Raw genomic sequence first — 22,673 nt, 5'->3', positions numbered from 1 at the left:
TGAAATTTCGCTGGCGGAGCTGGCGCTGCGAGCCCTGCAGTTCTATCAGCGGTTTGGCCGCTTGCTGCTGCTCTTGGCGCTGCTGGCGGCGTGTACTGTGGCTGCCTGGGTAGCCAGTCGCCCGCTGTATAGCGTGTCCGCGCTGCTCGAAGTGCCGAAGGTAACGCTTGAAGAATGGCGGCAGGCGCAGTCGTTTCTCTGGGACAAACGCTGGGTCGATCACGCCTTCGGCGACGACCGGCAAGAAGTCGGCCCTGGACACCTGCAGTTGCGCAACCGCGCGCTCAATCCCCAGTACTGGATCCAGAGCGTGCGCTATCGTTCCTCCCTCAATCGGGACGACGCCCGGGATATTCCTGTCGCGCAAATCCAGAGCAGCACGGGGCTTGGCTTGGAGTTCGCCCTGCGGGTGTCCGACGAGGAACAGGCCAACCTGACCATCAATACCCTTGCCCGGCAAGTACGCGAAGCCTTTCTGGCCAATAGCCTGATCGACTTGGTGAGGACCAGCCAGGCGGCCCTCGATCATCGTCCGCAACTCAAGCTGGATGTGCTCAAGGCCGAGTTCGAGATTGAACAGAACCGCCAGCGCATCGCCGACATGCGCCAGTTGCTGGAGCGCTACCCTGATCTGCGCCATCTGGAAACCAGCACCCTGTTTTCGGTCAGCGATGGTGGTGGCAAATACCTGTCGCCCTTGCCGCAGATCGTGGCTCTGGAAAGCACGGTTTCCGAACTGCAGGCCAAGGCGCGAGCGGCCCAGCGTGAACTTGACAAGCTCGACTGGACCGAGCGCCTGCTGGCTGGCATGGACGAAACGATCCGCAACGCAACCTCGGGACAGGTCATTCTCGACAAGCTCAAGAGCAACCGCGAAAAGCTGCTTGCCAACGCGGCACAACTGGACGCCAGCGCTCGGGAAGCAGCCGAGGACATCAACCTCAAACTCACCCAGGCCGAGTCCCGGCAGCAAGCCATCGGTATCAAGACACGCTCGGCGATTTCCACGGCGCCGGTACCGCTGCGCAACCCGTTGATAATGGGCGTCGCGGCCTTCGTGCTGGTGTTCGTGGCGTTGTCCATTGTGCTTGCGCTGTACGTGGCGCTGCATAAAGGGCGCGATGTGCTGCTGTGGCTGCCACGCCCGATCCGCAGCAGGCTGATTGTGGAGCCAAGGCCGTGATGCGCCTGTTGGTGACCGGCGGCGCCGGTATGTTGGGGCGCCGTGTCGTTCGGCAGTGGCGTGCTGCCGGCGGTGAAGTGGCGGTGCTGGATAATCTCTCCAGCGGCCTTGCGATGCCGCCCGAGGCCAGTTGGACGGTCCAGGGTGATCTTCGCGATGCCCAGGGACTGGCCGAGTTGCTGGCATCCTGGCGCCCCGATGCCATCCTGCATCTGGCGGCGGTGCACCACATTCCCACCTGCGAGTATCAGCGCGCCCATTGCCTGGACGTCAACGTGGTGGGTACCGAAAGGCTGCTGGCTGCGGCTGAGGCGGCGCAGGTAGACCGCGTGGTGATTGCCTCGAGCGGCGCGGTCTACGCTTGGCAGGAAGGGCCGCTGTCGGAGCTGTCCAGCCCCTTGGCAGCCTGTGACAACTATGCATTGTCCAAGCACTGCAACGAGCAGCAATTGCAGTTCTGGAGCGGACGCGGCGGGCGAATCGGTCGGGTGGCGCGGATTTTCAACGCGGTGGGCCATGATGACCCTAACGCCCATCTGATCCCCGATGTGCTCAAGCAATTGCGCCAATCGAGCGATGGCTGCATACGCCTGGGCAACCTGACGCCCCGGCGCGACTACCTGCATGCCGATGACATCGCCCGCGGCCTGATCGCCATGCTGCACGACCCGCGTACAGATGTGCCATTCGACGTGTTCAATCTGTGTTCCGGGGTGGAGCACTCCGTGGAACAACTGGTGCAGCAACTCGGAGACATCGTCGGCGTGCAGGTCAAGGTAGAAGTTGACCCGGCCCGGCAACGGCGGGTCGACCGCCCCAGTCAGTTGGGCGATCCCCGCCGTACCCTGCAGTTACTGGGCTGGCAGCCCCGCCTGGCGTTTGCCGAGGCCCTGCGCCTGGTCGTGTTTCCGGACCAGGTGCGGTAAGCGTGGGTCCGACGCGACCACGCTCGTCCGTTTCTCCAGAGCGACAGGGACTCGCAGCTAACGGCGGGTCCCTCAGCCAATCGTTTGTGCTGGCGGCCGTGACCTTCGCCATCGGTCAACTGGCCAACCTGACGTTCCAGATCGTTCTCTTGAAGTCGCTGGGGGCGACCACCTACGCAGTGGTCGGCCTGGCGCACCTGCTGTTGCTGACCCTGATCTTCCTGGCCGACCTGGGCTACGCCTCGTTGTTCCTGCGAGAAGACCGCCATGCCAGCCACTGGCTGGTGACCTGGCGTTGCGCGCTCGGGCAGCGGTTGCTCGCGACCCTGGTGTTGATGGGCCTTGCCTTGACTGGCTGGGTGTTCTACAGCGATGACCAGGCCGGGCGGCAGTACCTGTTCAGCGCCGCCCCCGCCAGCCTGTTTGCGCTGTTCAATTTTTCCGCCCCGCTGATCGCGGCCGGCCAGCGTCTGCGCGGGCTGATGGCGGCGCAGATCGCCTGGCCGGCCGGGTTGCTGCTGTGGTGGCCGGTCAGCGTCAGCCTGCCCCTGTCAGCGGCTGCCAGCGCAGGGCTGGCGGTAAGCCTGGGGTATCTCACCCAGGCCATCGTCAATTTCGCCATGAGCGGTCAGCGGCTGTTGTGGTTGCCGTTATTGGGCAAAGGCCAGTTGAGGGCGGCGCTGCACCTGTGTGCATTAAGCGTGTCCGGCACCTTGCATGACCGGCTCACGCCCTTTCTGCTGGCGCCCCTGGTACCAGGGTTCATGCCGGTCTTTCTGCTGCTGAACCATGTCTTGAGTGGCCTTTCTGGCGTACAGGGCCAGTTATCCCGCCTGTTGCTGGGCCAGGCCAGCAGCGCGGGTGGTCGCCAGCGGATCGTGGCGGTGGCTTCGTTGCTGGCTTGGGCGACCGCCAACATGCTGTTGCTGGGCACACTGGCGCAAAGCCTGGAACTGCCGATCGAGTCGCGTCAGTGGCTGGCGTTGGCAGGGCTGGTGGTGTTGGCCTGGGGCCTGTCCGCCTCCAGCGGTTTTCTCGTGCTGCTGCTTATTGGCGAGCGTCGCGAAGGGCAGTTTGTGCGGCCGTTCCTTCTGGGGCTAGGTGCCAGTGCGGTGCTGCAGCTCATGGCCGCCTGGAGCGACGCGCCAGCGTCCGTGTTGTGGGCCAGGGTCGTGGGGATGTTGTTGGTGATGAGCGTATTGCTGGTCATGCTCAGGCTGCGCCCTGGGCGTTGGGGCATGCTCGCCTTGGCGGGGGCGTTGGCAACCTGCGCGGCGGCGCAAACGAGCTGGGCCACCGGCCTGGCCATCATGCTGGCGGTCCCGGCCATGATCGGTTTGCTGGGCCGGCGTCCTTGCTATATCGAACCACGTTGCACAGGGGGGATGGATGAATAGGCAGGAGTACCGGTCATGTGCGGGCTGATCGCCGTACGCGCCCTGAGCGCGGCAGCCGACCTGCAGCAACGGGCCAGCCGGGCATTGGCCAGCCTGGCCCGTCGCGGCCCCGATGCCGAGGGCCTGCTGATGGTCGAGACGGCGCCACCGACACTGCTCGGGCATCGCCGCCTGGCTATCCTCGATACCAGCCGCGCCGCCGAGCAGCCCATGCGATGCCCGATCACTGGCACGGCGCTGGTGTTCAACGGCGCCATCTACAACTTTGTCGAGCTGCGTAGTGAGCTGCGTACGCTTGGCTGTGTCTTCGTGACCGATGGTGATACCGAGGTGCTGCTGCACGGCTGGCGTGTCTGGGGCGAGGGGCTTTTCTCCCGCTGCAACGGCATGTGGGCCGTGGTGATCTGGGATGCGCCCAGTGGCGACCTGGTGTATAGCCGTGACCGGCTGGGGGTAAAACCCCTGTATCTGCATCACGACGGTCAGCAGATGGTGCTGGCCAGTGAAATCGGCGCCATTGCCCAGATGCTTGGCGGTTATCCGGCCCCGAATCCTGAAAAGTTGTTCGACTTCCTGATCACGGGCTTTTCCGAACAGGGTTCGGCCACCTTTTTCCAGGGGGTGCGGGCCGTCCCACCTGGCGTGGTCGGGCGCATGAGCCGGACCGGCCGATTCAGTCAGGCTCCTTATCACCAATGGCCCGCACCCGGCAGTGCCGAGCCGCTGTCCAGCCTGGAACTGCGGGGACTGGTGGAGGACGCGGTGCACCTGCGTCTGCAGGCGGATGTGCCGGTGGCCAGCCTGCTGTCCGGCGGTCTGGACAGCTCCATCATCACCCGGGTGGCGCTCAACGCCAGCCAGCAGCCCCGGCAGCGGCTCGACGCGGCGTTCACCTACGGCTACCGCGATGCCCAACAGCGCGGGTTCGATGAGTCGGCACGGGCCGCGCTGTTCATGGCCGAAAGTGGCCATGACGACCGGCACCACGTGCTGCGCTTTACCCCCATCCCATCGGCGGACGAGCTGATGAACCTGATCTCGGTACAGGGCGAGCCCTTCAGTACGCCCTCGGTGCTGGCCAGTTTCAGGACTTACCGGGCCATCGCCGAACAGGGATTCAAGGTGGTGCTCTCCGGCGAAGGGGCCGATGAGCTGTTCGGCGGCTATTCGGCCCGTTATCACTCGGTGGCGGCCCGAGATGCGCTCTGGTCCGGGCACCTGATGCAGGTGGTCCAGCGCTTGAGGCTGCGTACCTTTCCTGTCAGCTTGCTGTTCAACCGCCTGGTCTGGGACCTGCCTCCAGCGCTGATAGGGCCGCTATTGCGTCGTCATCGTCCGAGTGTCGGGGTGATGAGCGCCGGGTTGTGGGAGTCTCAGCAGCAGCGCCTCGCGCTGATACGCCAGCGGATGTCCAGTCCCCTGGAGCAGCGCATGCGCGAGGACCAGCTGGATAATCTGTTGCCCATGGCACTGCGTATGGCCGATCGCAACAGCATGAGTGCCGGCATCGAACTGCGTAGCCCATTCATGGACCATCGCCTGGTCGAGCGGGCGTTCCGTACGCCGGCCCTGGAGCGGATAGGGGCCGGTCTCTCCAAGTCCCTGCTGCGCGATGCATTCAAGGGGGTGTTGCCGGATCGGCTGGTGACCACGCCGAAAAGTACCGGATTCGGCCATGCCGAACAGTTCCTGGTGGCGCAGTTGCCCTGGCGTGAGCTGCTGGAGGATCTGCCTGCGCAACTGAACGACTTTGTCGACCTGAGCGCACTGCGCCGGCACCTGGCCAGGCCGCAATGTCACAGCACCCTGTGGCTGGCACTGTCAGTCGCGCTCTGGTACCGGAGCATCTATGCCTGAACGGTTCCACGACTGGGGCCTGGCGGCGGATGCCGGTCAGTGCCGTGTGTGCGGCAGCAGCGCCGCACAGCGCTACTTCTGGCCGGAGGTCTATGCCCACTCCGGGCAGGCCCTCATGCGTTGTGGCTATTGCGCCACGGTGTATCTGGCCCCCGGTTTCAGTGCAGCCGGGCTGCTGCGTTTTTATAGCGGCCCGTATCGCCGCCTGTTTCCTGCCGAAATACCTTGGCGCAGCACGGTGCGTTTTTTTGCCTGGCGTGGCGATGCCGACGTGGCGCGCAAACGGTTTGCCCTGATTGACGCGAACCTGCCGCCGCAAGGGCAACTGTTCGAAATGGGCGCAGGTTTCGGTGCCTTTCTCGGGCAGGCCGCGCAGCAACGGCCCGATCTGCAACTGAGCGCCAGCGAGCCGGACACCGCGCAACGCCAGGCCTTGCTCGGGCAGGCATCGGTGCGCTTTGTCGAGAGCCTGGCAACCCTGCCGGAACAGAGCCTGGATGCAGTGGTGGCCTTCCATGTACTCGAACACCTGATCGACCCACGCGGTTTTCTTGAACAGGCCGCGCAAAGACTGCGGGACGGGGGCCGCCTGTGGCTGGAGGTGCCAGACTTGATGAGCGACTGGCAGACCCGGCTGTTCGTCCATCCGGCACATTTGAGTTACTTCTGTGCCGACAGCCTGCGGCGCCTTGCCGAAGCGGCCGGCCTGCATGTGCTGTACTGCGGCGCCCATCCCGTCTCCGCGCTGGCGGGGACGCTGTGGCTGGAGGCGCTGCGCCCGACGACGCCGATCCGCCAGCCTGTGGCGTCGGCAGCGCAACAGCAGGTGGACGCTGTCGATCAGTGGATCTCACGGGTCGGCTGGGGGTACCGGGACCGGATCAAGGCGCTGCTCAAAGCCATGGCCATGCGTGTGCTGGGGGCGGGCTTGCTAGGCGAGTGGCAGCGCTGGCGCCAGCATCGCCGTCACTGTGCAGAGCAGGCGCGGCGATGAGGTTCAGGATCGTGTTGCTGATCATCCTCTGGGTGCACCTGGGGGATCTGGTCAGCGCCTGGCTGTATGGCGACGGTGCCTGGCCAGGCGTGGGGTTGCTGCGCAACCTGCGTGACGTTTTGGTGGTGGTGCTCGCCGCGTGCTGTCTACTCAGCACCCGTCTGCCAAGCCGCCTGTTGCTGCCGCTGGTGGCCTACAGCGCCCTGGCGCTGTGCTACCTGCTGGTCAACAGGGCAAGCATGACGCCGAGCATCTTGCTGGGCTCCTACGGCACGCTGATGATTCCCGTGCTGTTTTTTCTGCTGGGTTTCTACTGCGTGCGCCGCCCTGAACAGTTGCGCAGCTGCGTCGCCTTGCTGGTGCTGCTGGGCATTGCCAGCACAGTGTTTGGCGCCTGGGAGCAGCAGCACACAACGTTTTGGACCGAGACCATTGGTTATCCGCGTTATATGCGCGATATCAAGGGCATGGTGTTGGGCGCCGATTGGGAAAGCGGCTTGCCATGGAACTTCTACGGCGGCGTCGACCTGCAACGGCGGGCGGCGGGCCTGCTGGCGTCCCCCCTGGCGCAGGGCATGTTCCTGGCAGTCGTGGCTGTGGCTGCCATCGCCTGGTCGGAGCGACGTGCTGGCTATCTCAGCCTGCTGCTCAGTGGTTTGCTGTTCGTGGGAATCTGGATGTCGGGAACGCGCGGCGCCATGCTCGCCGGCAGCCTGGCCCTGATCGGTTACCTGGCCACGGGTACCTCGCTGTTCCGTTACCGCGCCATACGCTGGTTGGTGGCCGCTGGCGTCTGCGGGGGGATTGCGATGTTCTCCTATGGCATCGTGCAGATGAGCATCAATTTTCTGGATGGCTCAACCATCGGCCACTGGCAGGCGTTGCAGAAAAACCTGCTGGATCTGCCCAAGGTGCTGTTGCTGGGTGCCGGCCTCGGCGCCCAGGGCGCGCAGGCGGCCCAGCAGCAACAGACGCTGATCGGCGGTGGCGAAGGGGCAATCTTCAGCATTGCGTTCCAGCTCGGCCTGCCTGCCGCCCTGCTGTTTCTCTGGTTCTACCTGAACATGGCCCTGGCCTTGTTGAACCGTTATCGTAGGCACCCTGAGCCGATGCTGCTGGCGATGTTCTGGTTGACGCTGGGCCTGTCCACCACCTTGATCAGCTCCGAGCACCTGCTCACCGTCTCCGGCACGGGCGCCTTCTGGCTGCTTTGCGGAGCCACGCTACGCAGCACCTCGTCCACTCGCTACCAAACTGAGCCCATCATCGATGAACAGCACTCCGGATAGCCGCCGCATTGAGTTTCTGGGTTGTCCTCTGGACCTGCTCAGCCCGCAGGAGATGATCGAACAGGCCCGGCACGCTCTCACGGATGGCTGTCGACTGCGCCTGGAAGGGCTCAATGTCGCCAAGCTGGTCGACGCGCGCGCTACCCCGTTCCTGATGCAGGCGCTGCATGAGGCGGAGCGTGTCCATATCGATGGTGCGGGTATTTCTCTGGGACTCAAGGCGCTGGGAATCAAGACGCCACCGCGCTGCGCGGGTATCGACCTGATGGGCCTGCTGTGTGAAATGGCGGCCGCGACCGGTGCTTCGGTGTACCTGCTCGGAGCCCGCCAGGAGGTGGTTGAGTTGACGGCAGAGCGTTTGCAGGCCCGTTATCCCGGCCTGCGCATTGCCGGCCTGCGCAACGGTTACTTCACGGCCGGCGAAGAGGCGAAAGTAATTCAAGATGTCCGCGCCAGCGGTGCGGATATCCTGTTTGTCGGCATCAGCTCACCCAAAAAGGAATTGCTGCTGCACACCCACTGGCCGAACTTGGGCGTCCGGGTAGGCATGGGGGTCGGCGGCTCGTTCGACGTGCTCTCCGGCCAGTTACCTCGAGCGCCGCGCTGGGTTCAGAGGATTGCCATGGAGTGGTTGTTTCGCTTGTTGCTCGAACCTCGTCGCCTGCTCTGGCGCTACGTGCGTAGTAACAGCCTCTACTTACTGTTGCTGGTCGTTACCCGTATAAGGCTTGCGACGCGGGCCAAGGTCAGAGCCCAGTGCTGAAAGCAGGAGCAGTCATGTCTTATGAACCCTTGCGGATTTTGCTGTCCCGACCCGGCCAGGCTTTGTTGGCCCTGGGCCTGTTCGTGCAACTGAGCGGGTTTCTGTTCAATAACGACGGCAGTCGCCAGGCCACACAGGTTTACCTGTTGCTGTTCGTACCGGCGCTGATTCTGCTTATTGCCGAACGTTTTGCGCTCTCCTGGTGGCGCCAACCCAGCGCGCTGATACTGCTGGCCCTGCTGGGCTGGGTGGTGCTACGGAGCTGCTTTGACGATTCCTGGAAGGCGCCGGGCTATTTGCTGAAGGTGGCGCTGCTGATCTTGCTCTATGTGTTCGTGGTCGGCCAGCTGGTGCGCAAAGGCGTGATCGAAATTCCCCTGGCTCTCGCGGTGCTGCTCGCCTGCTGTTTTGCCTGGCTGACACTGATCGTTCAGTTCGTTGTTCTGGATAAGCCGCTGGCCTACGAGGTACTCAGAAGCACCGGTCGGCTGCAAGAGTTGGGCTGGCATGGTTTCGCGGATTTCTCATACCCCATCCCGGCTGGCCTTTACTACGGGATTTTCGCCGTTCTGCTGCTCAGCGTCCTGGTGGAGCGTGAACTCAAGGCCTGGGCCTGGTTGCCTGTACTGGTCGGTCTGGCAGGCTTGTTGATGTATGTGCTGTTGACCTTCTCGCGTGGTGCCTGGTTCTCGACCCTGGCGGGCAGCTTGACCCTGTTGGTGCTCAGCCCGCAACGGCGTGCTCGTGTCCTGCTGCTGATCGGTGCACTGTTGATACTGCTGATGATGGCGGTGTTCTGGTCGCGGGTTGAGCACGAATGGTTTCTGGGTGCCAGCCAGCGAGGTCCGATCTGGCTGAACTGGCTGGCCCATTTGTCCGAGTTCTGGGCCCTAGGCAAGGGTGCCGGAGTCAACTTGGTCTATCGCTATCCCTGGGGCGATATCGTGTATCACGCCCACAGTCTGTATTTGCAACTGTGGTTCGAGTACGGGATCGTCGGCTTTGTCTTGTTCGTGCTGTTGCTCGGTACCGCGCTCCTCAAGGCGTGGCGCTTGCGTGCCGATCCTGCTGCGCGTGTGGCCCTGGCGACTTTGGTGTTCGCCCTGGTGGCGATGGTCTCTGATATCTCGAGCGTGTTCACTCGGCCCAATCCTTATTGGGTTGTGCTGTGGTTGCCGATTGGGTTGATCGTGGGGCTGCGGCCACTGGTCGAGCCGTCCACGACCCAGTAGCGATTAAAACCGAGGTTGCCGGTCACGCGCATGGGCGTGACCCTGCTATTGGAACTGCTGAGCCGCTCCACAGCGGGCGACCCACTGAACTTCCTGCGCCTGGAAAGCCAGCGCATCGTGCGCTCGGTGAGCGTGACCACCGATCCGGGAGAGACCTTGAACCGTGCGTCTTACACCTTTTTGAAGGCGCTCAGGGCGGGGCGGTTTGTTTGAGGAGACAGCGCGGCAGGTCGTGCTGCCGCGCTGTGCTTTTGCTAGTCCTGCTACTTCAGCTAGGGCCTATGGCGACTGCCATCGAGCAAGGCATCCACCACGGCCCGGGCCATCTCCACCGAGTGCACCAGGGACCAGATCAGACCGCGCTCGATACCGCTGCCGCGCTCGGTGATTTCATCGGAGACTTCTTCGGCGCTTTTTAGCAGCAGGGAGACGTGGAGTAGGGCTTCTTCGGCGGTGATGCCGCCGCGTACCGAGAACAGAGAGTCGCGACTTACTGGGGTACTGATGGTTTGCTTCAGTGACTGGATCAGAGAGGCATCGGCAGGCTGAAGTGACAGCTTCTGCCGGATCTGCTGATTGGCCAGATCGTGTTCAGGGTTTCTGCCGCGATGGGCAGCAGTGAGAGGCGGATCGGGCACGAGCTTTTTCATGGTGCAACTCCTAATCGATGGTAGGAACCTTCACCGTCGCTGCTAAACGATAGGGTGGCGGCCGTTCGCAGGTTAGCAGTACCGGTCGATTAGGAACCCGGCGCACCCGAAGGTGCCCTGCGCACGGCCGCCATAAAACGGAGCCTAAAAAACGCCACGTAGATGGCGGCGCTGTGCGCCTAATCGATTCCGGGCTGCTAAACCCGGTCACTGAATGTGCAGTGACGGATCGAGGCTAGCCAGGGTGAGGGGGTAGGCGCAAGCGGCTAGGAGTTTCTAGGAAAGTTCGCACAATAGAAAGAGACTTAACGCTGCTTTGGGGGAACGAAGGCGCGGTCCAAGTTGGCTGGCGTTTCGGTTTTTTAGCCTCAAGCATCTCCCTGTCAGAGGAAGAGCTTCACACCCCTTCAACTTCGATCCCATGTTCCGCCAACCAGGTCTTTCGCTGTGCGTAGTCTGGCATGACGCGCTCGAGGCGTAGCCAGAACTCAGGTGTGTGGTGCGGCTCGTGCAGGTGCACAACCACATACTTGGCAATGTGCTTGGGTACGAAGGCTCACTCGAGTATCCGCACAGCTGTTGAGCTGTGCTCAGCAGGCCGTCATTAAGCTGGCATAGGTGAGCAAAACCAGCCAGTCAGGCACAAAAAAGGCACTTGCGATAATCGCCAAGTGCCTTTTTTGTACTGCTTCATTTGGTGGAGCCGGGGGGATTTGAACCCCCGTCCGCCAGTACTCCGCTGTCGGTCCTACATGCTTAGCCGTGTCTATTGAGTTAACCCTCAGCGACCCGACGGGCAGGGTGCTTTGGGCGAGTTGTGTAAGTTTTAGCCGCTTCGTCCACAACGTACTGCACGGCGATTCTGTTCTATATGACAATCATTTTGGGTTTACAGACATCCCCTGATGATTGCTGGACCCGAAGGTACCAGGGGGGAAGGGCTAAGGCTGCTTACGCAGCGAGAGCGTAATCCCCGTAGGTTTCGTCATTGGCAACTATAGGAAGTTGCAACAGTGGATTTACGAGTTCTGTTACCAACTCGGCATGCACCTAAAGTTTCGCAACCGGCGTCGAATCCTAAACGGCCCCGAACCTGTTGTGCATTACCAACAGGTGGACGGATTCTACGCTAACCGAGCGCAGAAGGCCAACCCGAAGGTTGGCCAATGCATCGGCCTACTGATCGCCCTTGGTGTTGTTCTGCAAGCGCTGGAGCGCTTGGGTGGTCAGGGAGATGCAGTTCTTGGTGCCTTGCTCGGTGCCTTTGGCGTGCTCGGCGGTGGCTTGCTGCACCGTGGCGTCGATGTCGCTGCTCAGGTCCGAGCTCATGGCCTCGGTGCTGACCTTGGCGTCTCTGATCTTTTGCAGGTTGATCTGGCACAGGTCCTCTTGCCCGGCGGCAAACACCGGGGAGGCCAGCATCGCGGCGGTAATGAACAGTCCAGCCAGTGCGGAACGCTTCATGGTGATCTCCTTGATTGCAGGGGCTCGGTGCTGCCGGTCAACAGGACAGGCGGCCGAGTGGGGCGAAGCCCTTTTTGTGCGGGCCTGGAAAGTGGACCCTGGCCGGGTGCCGGGGTTCGGTTTTTTTTGCGATGAAACGCTGCCGCCCTTATCGCGTTCGAGCAGGTACAAAAAAGGGGCGAAACCGCCCCTTGTGTATCGCCCCTTAGGTCAGACCGCCTTGGCCCGGGTGACCCGGTCCACCAGGTAGACCAGCCCGTGATAGTCGATCCCGCCATGCTGGCTGAGGCCGATCTCACAGGTGCGGCTGGTGGAAATGCCTTCGCTGCAATACTGCACCGCGTCCTTGAGGCTGCGCAGGGAGTGGGCATTGAGTTCCGGGGTGGTGAAGCCCTTGTCGCCGGCGAAACCACAGCAGTGGATGCCTTCGGGGATCACCACATTCTTGCTGCAACGCCGGGCCAGTTCGATCAGGGCCTGGCTCTCGCCCAGGTGCTGGGTGCTGCAGGTGACGTGCACGGCGATCGGTGCTTCCTGTGGGGTGAACTCCAGGCGTTCCAGCAGGTGGGTGCGGATGAAGCGCACCGGGTCGTAGAGGTCCAGGCGCACGTCCCCCAGGTCCTGCACCAGGCGCAGGGTGCAGGGGCTGGTGTCGCAGTAGATCGGGTCGAGGCCGCCACGGCTGGCGTGCAGCAGGGCGCCGATCAGTTCCTGGCGCTTGTCTTCGGCCTGGGTGGCGTAGCCCTTGGAGGCGAAGGGCTGGCCGCAGCAGAGGTTGTCGAGGTTGTCCGGCAGTACCACTTGATAGCCGGCCTTTTCCAGCAGGCCGCGGGTTTTTTCGTAGAGCGACGATTGTTCCTTGTCGCCTGCTGCTGGCCCCATCACTCGGGACACGCAGGCCGCCAGGTACACCACTCGCGGGCGCGCGTCGCTGACGCTCGGGCTGAAGCGAATGGCCTTTTCCGGCTGGGGCATGGCGTTGTTCCACTGCGGCACCCGGCCTTTGGACAGGCGCGTCAGGCTCGCCGACAGCTTGCTCAGTCGCGGCGCCCCCAGGAGCATGCGCGCGCCGTTGGCCACGTGCAGGGTGAAGCGCGCGCCCTGCAAGGTGCTGGCGAAGTGCGAGCCGAGCCAGTCGGCGGTGCCGGTGTGGGTGGCGTGCTCGCTGCGCAGTTTTTTCACCAACTCGCCGGTGTTGATGCCCACCGGGCAGCGCTGGGCGCACAGGCCGGTGGCGGCGCAGGTGTCGATGCCCTGGTACTGATAGGCCGCCTCCAGCTCGGAGGTGTCGATGCCGGCGCGTTTGCGCGCCTGGATATCACGCCAGATGACGATGCGCTGGCGCGGGCTCAGGGTCAGCCCTTTGGACGGGCACACCGGCTCGCAGAAACCGCACTCGATGCACTTATCCACAATCTCGTCGGCCGCCGGCAGCGGCTTGAGATGCTTCAGGTGGATCTGCGGATCTTCGCTGAGCACCACGTCCGGGTTGAGGATGCCGTTGGGGTCCAGCAGGCGCTTGAGCTGCCACATTAGCTGGTAGGCGTCGCTGCCCCATTCCAGCTCGACGAAGGGCGCCATGTTGCGTCCGGTGCCGTGCTCTGCTTTCAGCGAACCACCGAATTCCACCGCCACCAGTTGCGCCACGTCGTCCATGAATGCCTGGTAGCGGTTCACTTCCTCGCTGCTGTTGAAGCCCTGGGTGAAGACGAAGTGCAGGTTGCCCTCCAGGGCATGGCCGAACAGGATCGCTTCGTCGTAGTGGTGCTTGTCGAACAGCTCGATCAGGCGGTTGACGCCGATGGCCAGCTGTTCCACAGGGAAGGTCACGTCTTCGATGATCACCGTGGTGCCGGTCTTGCGCACCGCGCCCACCGCCGGGAAGGTGTCCTTGCGGATCGCCCAGAGCTTGGCGTTTTCCTGCGGGTCTTCGGTGAAGTCCACCTGCTTTTCCACCGGGAAGGCGGCCAGGGAACTCATGATCTGCGCCAGTTGCTCGTGTAGCAGCGACGAGGACGCGGCGCGGGACTCGATCAGCAGCGCGCAGGCGTTGGCCGAGAGTTGCTGGACGAAAGCCGGCATGCCGGGCTTGTCCTGCACCGAGCGCAGGCTGCGGCGGTCCAGTAGCTCCACTGCCGACACTGGCTGGCTCTTGAGCACGGTCACGGCGTTGCAGCAGGTTTCCACATCGGGAAACACGATCAGCGCCGAGGCCTTGTTCGGGTGGTCGATCACCGTGTCGTAGGTCACCGCGCTGATAAAGCCCAGGGTGCCTTCGGAGCCCACCAGCAGGTGGCTAAGGATGTCCAGCGGCTCGTCGAAATCCACCAGGGCATTGAGGGACAGGCCGGTGGTGTTTTTCAGCCGGTATTTGTGGCGGATCTTCGCCGCCAGCTTGCTGTTGGCGCGGGTGCTGCGGCCCAGTTCGGCCAGGCGCTCCAGCAACGGACCATGGCTGGCGCGGAAGGCGCTGACGCTGGCCTCATCCTCGGTGTCCAGGCGCGTGCCATCGGCCAGCACCAGGCGGATGCCGGCCAGGGTGTGGTAGGTGTTCTGCGCGGTGCCGCAGCACATGCCGCTGGCATTGTTGGCGACGATGCCGCCGATCTTGCAGGCGTTGATCGAGGCCGGGTCGGGGCCGATCTTGCGCCCGAACGGCGCCAGCCAGGCATTGGCCTGGGCACCGATCACACCGGGTTGCAGGCGGATCTGCGACCCCTGGTGGCGAATCTCCTTGCCGTTCCAGTTATCCCCCAGAACGATCAGCACCGAGTCGCTGATGGCCTGCCCGGAAAGGCTGGTGCCGGCGGCGCGGAAGGTCACCGGCACCCGGTCGCGCTGGGCCAGCTGGAGCAGGGCGACCACTTCGTCCTCGGATTCGACGCGGATCACCAGCTTGGGGATCAGTCGGTAGAAGCTGGCATCGGTGCCGAAGGCCAGGGTCGAGAGCGGGTCGTCGAAACGCCGCTCCTGGGGAATCAGTTGCTGGGCGTCACGCAGAAAAGCGGCCGGTAGGCTCATTGGTCCTCCAGGATCAGCACCACCAGGTCTTTCGGGCCGTGGGCGCCGTAAGCCAGGACTTGTTCGATATCAGCGGTCTTCGATGGGCCGGACACCAGCAGCGCGTTGGTCGGCATGCCGGCGGCCCAGTTCATCTGTTGCTGCACCTGATAGAAGTTGTCGCGGATTTCGCTGGCCTTGAGCAGGGCGAAATGCACCGGCGGCACCAGGCTCATCAGCCGCGGTTCTTCCCGGGTCGGCCAGAGGATCAGGCTGCCGGTGGCGGCGATCGCGCCCAGGGTGCCGGTGAGGCTGGCGGGGGTGTCGTTGAACAGCTCGGCCTTCCATTCTTCCACTGGCCGGTCGTAGGCCTTGAGCGTCGGCAGGTGCGGGTGCTCGGCCCAGTGCTGGGTGACCCGCTGGCCATGGGGCGTGCTCGGGGCGATCAGCAGGCTGGGCAACTGGCGCTCCTGCAGCAGCTTTGCCAGCAGCTCCGGCCAGCCGGCGGCGGTGCTCAGGTGGATCTCGGTGTGCACCGCTTCCATCTGTTTGCGCAGCTGCGGAATGCGTTGCTCCGCCGTGTAGCTGTAAGGCTCGGTGACCAGCGCCTCGTCGAAGTTATCCACAATCGGCGTGGTGCCGGTCAGGCTGTTGCGCAATTTGGCGAGGATGTTGTGTTTCGCGCTCATCAGCGATCTCCCTGCTTGTCCAGGTGCTCACGGGCCAGGTCATGCAGCGACCGGGCGGCGGGTTTGGGCGCGCTGTGGTTCTGCGTCCAGGGGCCGACGTTGCTCGGGGTGAGCGCCCGCAGGCGGGTGGCGGCCAGGGTGAACAGGCGATACAGGGTCGGCGAGCTGTTGAGGCGGGCCCAGGCGTTCCAGATGAAACGCTCCTTGCGCGAGTACTTGCTGCCCTGGCCACGCATCACTTGATGTGGGCTGTCCGGGGCCTTGACGTTCTCTTCCCGCAGGCGCCGCAGCAACGCCGGGATCGGGATCTTCACCGGGCACACTTCGCCACAGGCACCGCACAGCGACGAGGCGCTGGGGTGATCCGGCACCTTGGCCAGGCCCACCATGTGCGGGGTGATGATCTTGCCGATCGGCCCCGGGTAGACCTCGCCGTAGGTGTGGCCGCCGACCCGGGTGTAGACCGGGCAGTGGTTCATGCAGGCGCCGCAGCGGATGCAGTTCAGGGTCTGGCGCAGTTCGCTGTCGGCAAAGGCCTGGCTGCGGCCGTTGTCCAGCAGCACCAGGTGTACTTCCTGGGGGCCGTCCAGCTCATGCTCCTTGCGCGGGCCGGAGATCATGTTGACGTAGGTGGTGATGGGCTGGCCGAGGGCCGAGCGGGTCAGCAGCGATAGCAGCGGAACGACATCGCGCAGGTTCTCGACGACTTTCTCGATCCCGGTGACGGCGATGTGGACCGGCGGCACGGTGGTGGACATGCGCCCGTTGCCTTCGTTTTCCACCAGCAGCAGGGTGCCGGTCTCGGCCACGGCGAAGTTGACGCCGGAGACGCCGATATCGGCTTCGAAGAACTTCTGCCGCAAGACCTTGCGACCGATCTGAATGAGTTGGTCAACGTCCTTGGTGTACTCCACGCCGAGTTTGTCGTGGAACAAGGACGCGACCTGACCGGCATTCTTGTGGATCGCCGGCATAATGATGTGTGAAGGCTTTTCAAAGTCGAGCTGGACGATGAACTCGCCCATGTCCGACTCAAGGCATTCAATGCCTTGTTCAGCGAGGACATGGTTCATTTCCATCTCTTCGCTGACCATCGATTTGCCCTTGATCACTTGCCGCGCCTCGTGAGCGCGGATGATCGAGAGGACGATGCCATTGGCTTCGTCCACCGTTTCCGCCCAGTGCACTGTCACACCGTTGCGGGTCAGGTTCTGTTCCAGGCGCTCGAGCAGGTCGGGCAGCTTGGATAACGCCCGGGCGCGAATCGCATTGCCCAGGGCGCGCAGGTGTTCTCTTTCGTGGGCATCGCTGAACGAGGCCGCACGCTTGGCCATGAGTGAATCCATGGCGCTGCGAAAGTTGTTTCGCAGTTGTTTATCACCCAGGGCTTGGTGGGCCCGGGTGCGAAAATCGTCCGCCACGGTGGTGGTCGGAATCAGCTCGGGGGTGCTCATTGCGCACCTCCGGTACGTTGCCAGAGGAAGCTCGCCAGGTGCTGGCCGCGCAAGGCCTCTTGCTGTTTCTCCAGCGCGCCGTTGATGTTCATCAGGCAGCCGCAGTCGGCACTCAGTACCTGGTGCGCGCCGGATTCCTTCAGCGCGCGGGTCTTGTCCGCGACCATGGCGCCGGAGATGTCCGGCATTCGGACGCTGAAAGTCCCGCCAAAGCCACAGCATTCGCTTTCGTGGCTGTGTTCTACCCGTTCCACATTGCTCAGCTGTGACAGCAGCTCACGGCCGTGCAGGTGGGTGTTCATTTCCCGACGGGCCGAGCAGGAGGTGTGCAGGGCCACCTTGACCGGCGCGCCGCTGTCCTTGAGCTGCACCTTGCACACGTGCAGCAGGAACTCGGCCAGCTCAAAGGTGCGGGCAGCCAGGGCCTGTACCTGTTTCAGGGTTTCGGGCTCGTCCTTGAACAAGTCCGCGTAATGCTCGCGCAGCATGCCTGCGCAGGAACCCGACGGCACCACCACCGGATAGTCGCCGGCAAACAGCGCCAGTTGCGAGCGGGCCACGGTGCGCGCCTGCTCGGTGTAGCCCGAGGTGTAGGCCGGTTGTCCGCAGCAGCTTTGCCCTTGCGGGTACTCCACGCGAATGCCTTCGCGTTCCAGTAGGTGAATCGCGTCCATCCCGGCTTCGGGATAGAACAGGTCGACCACGCAGGTGCCGAACAGGTAGACCCGCGCAGGTTTCGCGCTGGGGTACTGCCGGGATTCGGCCAGCGGCGGTGCGACGCGGGTCGCATTGGGCACGGCGTTGTAGAAAAGCTCGCTCATCAGGCGTGTCTCCGGGTGGTCCCGGTTATTCGTCCGTTGCGGCGGCTGAAAGATAAACCAGCAAGCTTTCAGCAGCCTTGCAGACCGGGTGGTGAATGCGGACGCCGCGGGTGAAGGCGGCGTCGGTTCTTTCGGTATTGCTTAGTGCACCAGCATGCCGGTGAACCAGTAGGCCTGGGCCAGGGTGATCAGGCCGACAATAGTGGCAAAGAACAAGCTGTGCTTGAGGGTGAAGCGGAACAGGTCCGACTCCTTGCCTACCAGGCCGGTGGCGGCGCAGGCCACGGCGATCGATTGCGGCGAGATCATCTTGCCGGTCACGCCGCCGCTGGTGTTGGCCGCCACCAGCAGGGTGTCATTGACTCCGATCTGGTGCGCGGTGGTGGCCTGCAACGAGCTGAACAGGGCATTGGACGAGGTATCGGAACCGGTGAGGAACACCCCGAGCCAGCCGAGGAACGGCGAGAAGAACGGGAACGCCGCGCCGGTGGCCGCCAGGACCAGGGCCATGGTCGAGGACATGCCCGAGTAGTTGGTGACGAAGGCGAACGCCAGCACCATGCCGATGGACAGGATCGGCCAGCGCAGCTCGTAGAAGGTCTCTTTTAAAGTGGTCAGACCAGTTTTGACGTTGATCTTCAGCACCAGCATGGAGATCAGCGCCGAGAAGAAGATCGCCGTGCCGGTGGCGGAGATCGGGTCGAGCTTGAACACTGCCGGGATAGCGGTCGGCGTGGTCACGATCGGCGCCATCTTGATCACCATCTGATCCAGATGCGGGATGGCGAAGTTGAACACCCAGCTGTACATCGAGCCGCCGGCGGCGAACATCGCCTTGAAGGGCTTGAGGGTCCAGAGGGTCACCAGCACGGTGAGGATCAGGAACGGCGACCAGGCCTTGAAGATCTGCCCCAGGCTGTAGGGCGAAGCGACGGTGCTGCGTGGCTGGCCGAAGCCGCCGGCGCTGGCGGTCACGGCCGCGCTGGAGGTGGCACCGGCGATCTGTGCGCCGGCGGTGCGCTTGGGCTGCCAGATCTTCAGGAACAGGGTCAGGGAGATCAGGCTGGCCAGGGCCGAGGTGATGTCCGGCAGCTCCGGGCCGATGAAGTTCGAGGTGAAGTACTGGGTCACGGCAAAGCTCAGGCCGGCCACCAGCGCGGCAGGCCAGGTTTCCTTGACGCCGCGCAGGCCGTCCATCATGAACACCAGCCAGAACGGCACGAACAGCGACAGCAGCGGCAGTTGGCGGCCGGTCATGGCGCCGATCTTGAAGGCGTCGATGCCCGTCACCTGGCCGGCGACGATGATCGGAATCCCCAGGGCGCCGAAGGCCACGGGCGCGGTGTTGGCGATCAGGCACAGGCCGGCGGCGTACAGCGGGTTGAAGCCCAGGCCTACCAGCAGGGCGGCGGTGATCGCCACCGGTGCGCCAAAACCTGCCGCACCTTCGAGGAAGGCACCGAAGCAGAAACCGATCAGCAGCACCTGCAGGCGCTGGTCGTCGGTGATCGACAATACCGAGCTGCGGATGATTTCAAACTGGCCGCTTTTCACCGTCAGTTTGTAGAGGAACACGGCGGCGACGATGATCCAGGCGATGGGCCACAGACCGTAGGCAAATCCATAGCCAGCGGCAGCGAAGGCCATGTCGGCGGGCATCTTGAAGGCGAAGATCGCCACCAGGATCGACAAGGCCAGGGTGATACTCCCGGCGACGTGTCCTTTGAGACGGAACACGGCCAGAGCCAGGAAGAAGAACACGATCGGGATGACGGCGGCGAGGGCGGACAGGCCGAGGCTGCCAAGCGGGCTATAGAGCTGTTGCCAGGTTTGCATAATGGGGTGGCCCCTAATTGTTGTTGGTCAGGCACTGCTAGCGTCTTGGTTAATTGGTAAGACCAATTTACAATCGCTGTTGGCTAGGGTAAAAGCCTTGTGCTCGGTGTGTCAATTTGCCGCCCTAAAACTTTTGTCGAATGCGCTATGGCGCGGCCATCTGATCGGTGCAAATGGCTGCCTTCTGCCAGGTGTTGGCGCGCCGTGAATAGGCCAGAATAGAGCCCCCCGGCGAAGGGTCGGGAGGGTGGAGAGTGAGTTATGGGGTTTGATCAGATACGCCAGCGCCGTTTGTCCGACGATATTGTCGAGCGCCTGGAAGGGATGATTCTCGAAGGCACCTTGAAGGCCGGTGAGCGGCTGCCGGCCGAACGTGCCCTGGCCGAGCAGTTTGGGGTGTCACGTCCTTCATTGCGCGAGGCGATCCAGAAACTGACGGCCAAGGGCTTGCTGATCAGTCGTCAGGGCGGCGGCAACTATGTGGTGGAATCCCTGGGCTCGACCTTCAGCGATCCGCTGCTGCACCTGTTGGAAAACAACACCGATGCCCAGCGCGATCTGCTGGAGTTCCGCCATACCCTGGAAGCGTCTTGCGCTTATTACGCGGCGCTGCGGGCGACGGCGGTGGATCGTGAGCGGCTGACACAAGCCTTCGAGGAGCTGCAGGATTGTTATTCCCGCTCCGACGATGTCAGCCGTATCGAGGAGGGCGCGGCGGATGCCAAGTTTCACCTGGCGATTGCCGAGGCCAGCCATAACGCGGTGTTGCTGCACACCATCCGCGGCTTGTTCGATCTGCTCAAGCGCAACGTGGTGACCAACATCGGTGGCATGTACAAACAGCGCACGGAAACCCGCGACATGCTGATCAGCCAGCACCGCGACCTGTACCAGGCGATTATCGAGGGGCGTGCGGAAGAGGCGCGGGAAGTTTCCAGCCGGCACATTCTCTATGTGCAGGAGGTGCTCGAAGAAGTACGCCAGGAAGTGCAGCGAGTGGCCCGGGCCGAACGGCGCAAGGGCATGTAATGCAAATCGCCGGCAAGCCGGCTCCTACCTGGGTGTTGTAGGAGCCGGCTTGCCGGCGAAAGCGACCTCAAGGCAGGAAGATCAGTCTTCCTTGCCCTTGGTCCGCACCGCACGCTGCAGCTCGCGATCGGAATCGCGCTCGCGTTCGGTGTGACGCTTGTCGTATTCCTTCTTGCCCTTGCCCAGCGCAATTTCACACTTGACCAGGTGCTTGCTCCAGTAGAGCGAAAGGCACACGCAGGCGTAACCCTTCTGCTGCACGGCAGCGAACAGCTTTTCCAGCTCGCGCTGGTTAAGCAGCAGCTTGCGCGTGCGCGTTGGGTCGGCGATGACGTGGGTGCTGGCGGTGGTCAGCGGGGTGAAATGGCTGCCGAACAGCCAGGCCTCGCCATCCTTGAGCAGCACGTAACTGTCCACCAGTTGTGCCTTGCCCGCCCGCAGACTCTTTACTTCCCAGCCGGCCAGGACCAGTCCAGCCTCGAACCGATGTTCGATGAAGTAATCGTGACGCGCCTTTTTGTTTTGCGCGATGGTCCCTGTTGGGTGTTTCTTCTGTTTAGCCATAGGGGCGGCATTATAGGGAGTTGCGCGCGCGTCGGCTACGGTGACGCAGCGTGCTTGAGCAGGTTGATTGAATCCCGGACAATGCGGCCTCTTTTTTTTCGGTTGGGCGCGTTAACGATGTCGACAGACAGGGTCTCTGTCCACGGCGGCTGGGCAAGCCGCTGGGTCTTTATACTCGCTGCAACTGGTTCGGCCGTGGGCCTGGGGAGCATCTGGAAATTCCCCTACATGGTCGGCGTCTATGGTGGTGGTGCCTTTGTCCTGATGTTTCTGGCGTGTATCGCGCTGATCGGGTTGCCGGTGATGCTGGCAGAGACCCTGATCGGTCGCAGGGCGCGGCAGAGTCCGGCCAATGCCTTGAAGAACCTGGCTCTGGAGGCCGGGCATTCGGCCAAGTGGTCCTGGGGCGCCTTTGCCGGAATGATCACGGCGCTATTGATCCTTTCCTTTTATAGCGTGGTGGGTGGTTGGTCCCTGGACTACATCATCGATATGGGGCGAGGGGATTTTCAGGGTGTGACCGCGGACCAGGTCGGGGCTTATTTCTCTGCCGTGACGTCCGACCCTTGGCGCCTGACCTTATGGCACACGCTGTTCATGCTGCTATCGGCCTGGGTGATTGCCAAGGGGGTGGTGGCAGGGCTGGAGCGCAGTTTGCGGGTCATGATGCCCCTGCTGTTTGTGATGTTGCTGGTGCTGCTGGGTTACAGCATGACCACCGGGCATTTCATGCAGGGCCTGCATTTCATGTTCGATTTCAGCCTGGACCGCTTGTTGGATGGGCTGCTGCCGGCCATGGGGCATGCATTCTTTTCCCTCAGCGTCGGTGTCGGTTCGATCATGATCTACGGCGCCTATATGCCGAAGCATTCGTCCCTGTCCGGCACTGTGGTAGGGGTGGCGCTGCTGGACACCTTTGTTTCCCTGGTGGCGGGAATGGCCTTGTTTCCCATTGTGTTCGCTGCCGGGCTGAACCCCAGCGAAGGGCCTGGTTTGATGTTTATCAGTCTGCCGTTCGCCTTCGGTAATGTGGCGTTCGGCCAGCTTATGGGCGTAGTGTTCTTTATCCTGGTGGCGATTGCTGCCTGGAGCTCGGCCATTTCCTTGTTGGAGCCGATGGTGGCTTATCTCGTCGAGAGGACTAAAATCCGCCGCGGCTGGGTGACATTCTGGCTGGCGTTCAGCTGCTGGTTCGTGGGATTGGGGACGGTGTTTTCCTTCAATATCTGGCAGCAGGCCAAGTTTTTCGTGAACGAAGGCGGCGTTTTTCATCTCTACCGATGGGGCGCGGCCGGCGGTCTGGACTTCTTTGGTGTGATCGACTTTTTCACCTCGCGGATCATGTTGCCTCTTGGCGGTTTGTGCTTCGTGGTGTTTGCAGGTTGGGTGATGGGCCGTGAGGCTGTTCGTGATGAGTTGTCGTTGCGCAGTCCGTTGTTGTTCACCCTGGCCTTGTTTTTGATGCGCTATGTGGCGCCCGTCGGCATTCTTGTGGTGTTTGCCGCCCAGTTGTGGAAATGAAGCT

At 62.9% G+C, this 22,673-nt stretch carries 19 protein-coding genes, 1 other RNA gene and 1 pseudogene; 11 read left to right on the top strand and 10 right to left on the bottom strand.

The window, feature by feature from the left end:
• Positions 1 to 97: 97 nt before the first annotated feature.
• From L1O02_RS26915 to L1O02_RS26875, 9 genes are all read left to right on the top strand, one after another.
• Positions 98 to 1,183 carry a hypothetical protein gene (locus tag L1O02_RS26915; RefSeq protein ID WP_129405366.1) on the top strand — a complete coding sequence of 362 codons (1,086 nt, stop codon included), beginning with the start codon at positions 98 to 100 and terminating at the stop codon, positions 1,181 to 1,183.
• Positions 1,183 to 2,109, top strand: coding sequence for an NAD(P)-dependent oxidoreductase (locus tag L1O02_RS26910; RefSeq protein ID WP_060837463.1), 927 nt, complete (start codon positions 1,183 to 1,185; stop codon positions 2,107 to 2,109). Before L1O02_RS26915 ends, L1O02_RS26910 begins: the two co-directional genes overlap by 1 nt.
• 98 nt (positions 2,110 to 2,207) lie before the next feature.
• On the top strand, positions 2,208 to 3,506 hold the full coding sequence (locus tag L1O02_RS26905) for a hypothetical protein (RefSeq protein ID WP_129405367.1): 1,299 nt from the start codon (positions 2,208 to 2,210) through the stop codon (positions 3,504 to 3,506).
• Between the two features lie 15 nt (positions 3,507 to 3,521).
• Positions 3,522 to 5,363 (top strand): asparagine synthase (glutamine-hydrolyzing), encoded by a 1,842-nt coding sequence (gene asnB, locus L1O02_RS26900; protein ID WP_060837465.1) that lies wholly within the window; start codon positions 3,522 to 3,524, stop codon positions 5,361 to 5,363.
• Positions 5,356 to 6,357, top strand: a complete 1,002-nt coding sequence (locus tag L1O02_RS26895; RefSeq protein WP_060837466.1) for a class I SAM-dependent methyltransferase — start codon at positions 5,356 to 5,358, stop codon at positions 6,355 to 6,357. Before asnB ends, L1O02_RS26895 begins: the two co-directional genes overlap by 8 nt.
• Positions 6,354 to 7,646: a hypothetical protein gene (locus tag L1O02_RS26890; protein ID WP_060842448.1), complete on the top strand. Its 1,293-nt coding sequence runs from the start codon at positions 6,354 to 6,356 to the stop codon at positions 7,644 to 7,646. The genes L1O02_RS26895 and L1O02_RS26890 overlap by 4 nt, the downstream gene beginning before the upstream one ends.
• Positions 7,627 to 8,409 (top strand): WecB/TagA/CpsF family glycosyltransferase, encoded by a 783-nt coding sequence (locus tag L1O02_RS26885; RefSeq protein WP_082729171.1) that lies wholly within the window; start codon positions 7,627 to 7,629, stop codon positions 8,407 to 8,409. The genes L1O02_RS26890 and L1O02_RS26885 overlap by 20 nt, the downstream gene beginning before the upstream one ends.
• Positions 8,403 to 9,641 carry an O-antigen ligase family protein gene (locus tag L1O02_RS26880; RefSeq protein WP_235759016.1) on the top strand — a complete coding sequence of 413 codons (1,239 nt, stop codon included), beginning with the start codon at positions 8,403 to 8,405 and terminating at the stop codon, positions 9,639 to 9,641. Before L1O02_RS26885 ends, L1O02_RS26880 begins: the two co-directional genes overlap by 7 nt.
• A 30-nt stretch (positions 9,642 to 9,671) precedes the next feature.
• A complete protein-coding gene (locus tag L1O02_RS26875; RefSeq protein WP_060842450.1) occupies positions 9,672 to 9,854 on the top strand; it encodes a hypothetical protein in 183 nt (60 codons plus the stop codon).
• 59 nt (positions 9,855 to 9,913) lie between these two features.
• Here L1O02_RS26875 and L1O02_RS26870 read toward each other — a convergent pair whose 3' ends face one another.
• The 9 genes and pseudogenes from L1O02_RS26870 to L1O02_RS26830 all read right to left on the bottom strand — a co-directional run bounded on the left by L1O02_RS26870 (position 9,914) and on the right by L1O02_RS26830 (position 19,555).
• Positions 9,914 to 10,291: a hypothetical protein gene (locus L1O02_RS26870; RefSeq protein WP_060842451.1), complete on the bottom strand. Its 378-nt coding sequence runs from the start codon at positions 10,289 to 10,291 to the stop codon at positions 9,914 to 9,916.
• A 397-nt stretch (positions 10,292 to 10,688) separates the two neighbouring features.
• Positions 10,689 to 10,841, bottom strand: a pseudogene (locus L1O02_RS26865) (M48 family metallopeptidase); the annotation flags it as partial.
• Between the two features lie 145 nt (positions 10,842 to 10,986).
• Positions 10,987 to 11,380: a transfer-messenger RNA gene (ssrA, locus tag L1O02_RS26860) on the bottom strand.
• A gap of 87 nt (positions 11,381 to 11,467) precedes the next feature.
• A complete protein-coding gene (locus L1O02_RS26855) occupies positions 11,468 to 11,755 on the bottom strand; it encodes a hypothetical protein (RefSeq protein WP_016967212.1) in 288 nt (95 codons plus the stop codon).
• Between the two features lie 210 nt (positions 11,756 to 11,965).
• Positions 11,966 to 14,776: an FAD-binding and (Fe-S)-binding domain-containing protein gene (locus L1O02_RS26850; RefSeq protein ID WP_235759014.1), complete on the bottom strand. Its 2,811-nt coding sequence runs from the start codon at positions 14,774 to 14,776 to the stop codon at positions 11,966 to 11,968.
• Positions 14,773 to 15,444, bottom strand: coding sequence for a lactate utilization protein (locus L1O02_RS26845; protein ID WP_235759012.1), 672 nt, complete (start codon positions 15,442 to 15,444; stop codon positions 14,773 to 14,775). The genes L1O02_RS26850 and L1O02_RS26845 overlap by 4 nt, the downstream gene beginning before the upstream one ends.
• Positions 15,444 to 16,898, bottom strand: a complete 1,455-nt coding sequence (locus L1O02_RS26840) for a LutB/LldF family L-lactate oxidation iron-sulfur protein (RefSeq protein WP_235759010.1) — start codon at positions 16,896 to 16,898, stop codon at positions 15,444 to 15,446. Before L1O02_RS26840 ends, L1O02_RS26845 begins: the two co-directional genes overlap by 1 nt.
• Positions 16,895 to 17,719: a (Fe-S)-binding protein gene (locus L1O02_RS26835; RefSeq protein ID WP_235759008.1), complete on the bottom strand. Its 825-nt coding sequence runs from the start codon at positions 17,717 to 17,719 to the stop codon at positions 16,895 to 16,897. The genes L1O02_RS26840 and L1O02_RS26835 overlap by 4 nt, the downstream gene beginning before the upstream one ends.
• A 141-nt stretch (positions 17,720 to 17,860) precedes the next feature.
• Positions 17,861 to 19,555 (bottom strand): lactate permease LctP family transporter, encoded by a 1,695-nt coding sequence (locus tag L1O02_RS26830; protein WP_235759006.1) that lies wholly within the window; start codon positions 19,553 to 19,555, stop codon positions 17,861 to 17,863.
• Between the two features lie 261 nt (positions 19,556 to 19,816).
• Here L1O02_RS26830 and L1O02_RS26825 point away from each other — a divergent pair, with 261 nt between their 5' ends.
• Positions 19,817 to 20,584 (top strand): FCD domain-containing protein, encoded by a 768-nt coding sequence (locus L1O02_RS26825; protein WP_060837475.1) that lies wholly within the window; start codon positions 19,817 to 19,819, stop codon positions 20,582 to 20,584.
• Positions 20,585 to 20,665: 81 nt separating this feature from the next.
• Here the strand turns inward: L1O02_RS26825 and smpB are convergent, their stop codons facing one another.
• Positions 20,666 to 21,148 (bottom strand): SsrA-binding protein SmpB, encoded by a 483-nt coding sequence (gene smpB, locus L1O02_RS26820; protein WP_022642145.1) that lies wholly within the window; start codon positions 21,146 to 21,148, stop codon positions 20,666 to 20,668.
• Positions 21,149 to 21,265: 117 nt separating this feature from the next.
• Here smpB and L1O02_RS26815 point away from each other — a divergent pair, with 117 nt between their 5' ends.
• Entirely contained in the window at positions 21,266 to 22,669 is a 1,404-nt protein-coding gene (locus tag L1O02_RS26815) for a sodium-dependent transporter (protein ID WP_235760270.1), read from the top strand.
• Positions 22,670 to 22,673: the final 4 nt, after the last annotated feature.

The organism is Pseudomonas sp. BC42 (assembly GCF_021560055.1).
In the GTDB taxonomy this organism is placed as follows: Bacteria; Pseudomonadota; Gammaproteobacteria; order Pseudomonadales; family Pseudomonadaceae; genus Aquipseudomonas.
Note: the sequence above shows the minus strand (reverse complement) of the source record. Positions and strands in the feature narration are given on the sequence as shown.

What these genes read in the sequence shown, in the direction of transcription:
- L1O02_RS26895 (WP_060837466.1), top strand. Translation starts at nt 5,356, where the DNA reads ATGCCTGAACGGTTCCACGACTGGGGCCTGGCGGCGGATGCCGGTCAG.
- L1O02_RS26890 (WP_060842448.1), top strand. Translation starts at nt 6,354, where the DNA reads ATGAGGTTCAGGATCGTGTTGCTGATCATCCTCTGGGTGCACCTGGGG.
- L1O02_RS26845 (WP_235759012.1), bottom strand. Translation starts at nt 15,444, where the DNA reads ATGAGCGCGAAACACAACATCCTCGCCAAATTGCGCAACAGCCTGACC.
- L1O02_RS26825 (WP_060837475.1), top strand. Translation starts at nt 19,817, where the DNA reads ATGGGGTTTGATCAGATACGCCAGCGCCGTTTGTCCGACGATATTGTC.
- smpB (WP_022642145.1), bottom strand. Translation starts at nt 21,148, where the DNA reads ATGGCTAAACAGAAGAAACACCCAACAGGGACCATCGCGCAAAACAAA.
- L1O02_RS26840 (WP_235759010.1), bottom strand. Translation starts at nt 16,898, where the DNA reads ATGAGCACCCCCGAGCTGATTCCGACCACCACCGTGGCGGACGATTTT.
- asnB (WP_060837465.1), top strand. Translation starts at nt 3,522, where the DNA reads ATGTGCGGGCTGATCGCCGTACGCGCCCTGAGCGCGGCAGCCGACCTG.
- L1O02_RS26835 (WP_235759008.1), bottom strand. Translation starts at nt 17,719, where the DNA reads ATGAGCGAGCTTTTCTACAACGCCGTGCCCAATGCGACCCGCGTCGCA.
- L1O02_RS26870 (WP_060842451.1), bottom strand. Translation starts at nt 10,291, where the DNA reads ATGAAAAAGCTCGTGCCCGATCCGCCTCTCACTGCTGCCCATCGCGGC.
- L1O02_RS26875 (WP_060842450.1), top strand. Translation starts at nt 9,672, where the DNA reads ATGGGCGTGACCCTGCTATTGGAACTGCTGAGCCGCTCCACAGCGGGC.
- L1O02_RS26855 (WP_016967212.1), bottom strand. Translation starts at nt 11,755, where the DNA reads ATGAAGCGTTCCGCACTGGCTGGACTGTTCATTACCGCCGCGATGCTG.
- L1O02_RS26910 (WP_060837463.1), top strand. Translation starts at nt 1,183, where the DNA reads ATGCGCCTGTTGGTGACCGGCGGCGCCGGTATGTTGGGGCGCCGTGTC.
- L1O02_RS26885 (WP_082729171.1), top strand. Translation starts at nt 7,627, where the DNA reads ATGAACAGCACTCCGGATAGCCGCCGCATTGAGTTTCTGGGTTGTCCT.
- L1O02_RS26850 (WP_235759014.1), bottom strand. Translation starts at nt 14,776, where the DNA reads ATGAGCCTACCGGCCGCTTTTCTGCGTGACGCCCAGCAACTGATTCCC.
- L1O02_RS26815 (WP_235760270.1), top strand. Translation starts at nt 21,266, where the DNA reads ATGTCGACAGACAGGGTCTCTGTCCACGGCGGCTGGGCAAGCCGCTGG.
- L1O02_RS26830 (WP_235759006.1), bottom strand. Translation starts at nt 19,555, where the DNA reads ATGCAAACCTGGCAACAGCTCTATAGCCCGCTTGGCAGCCTCGGCCTG.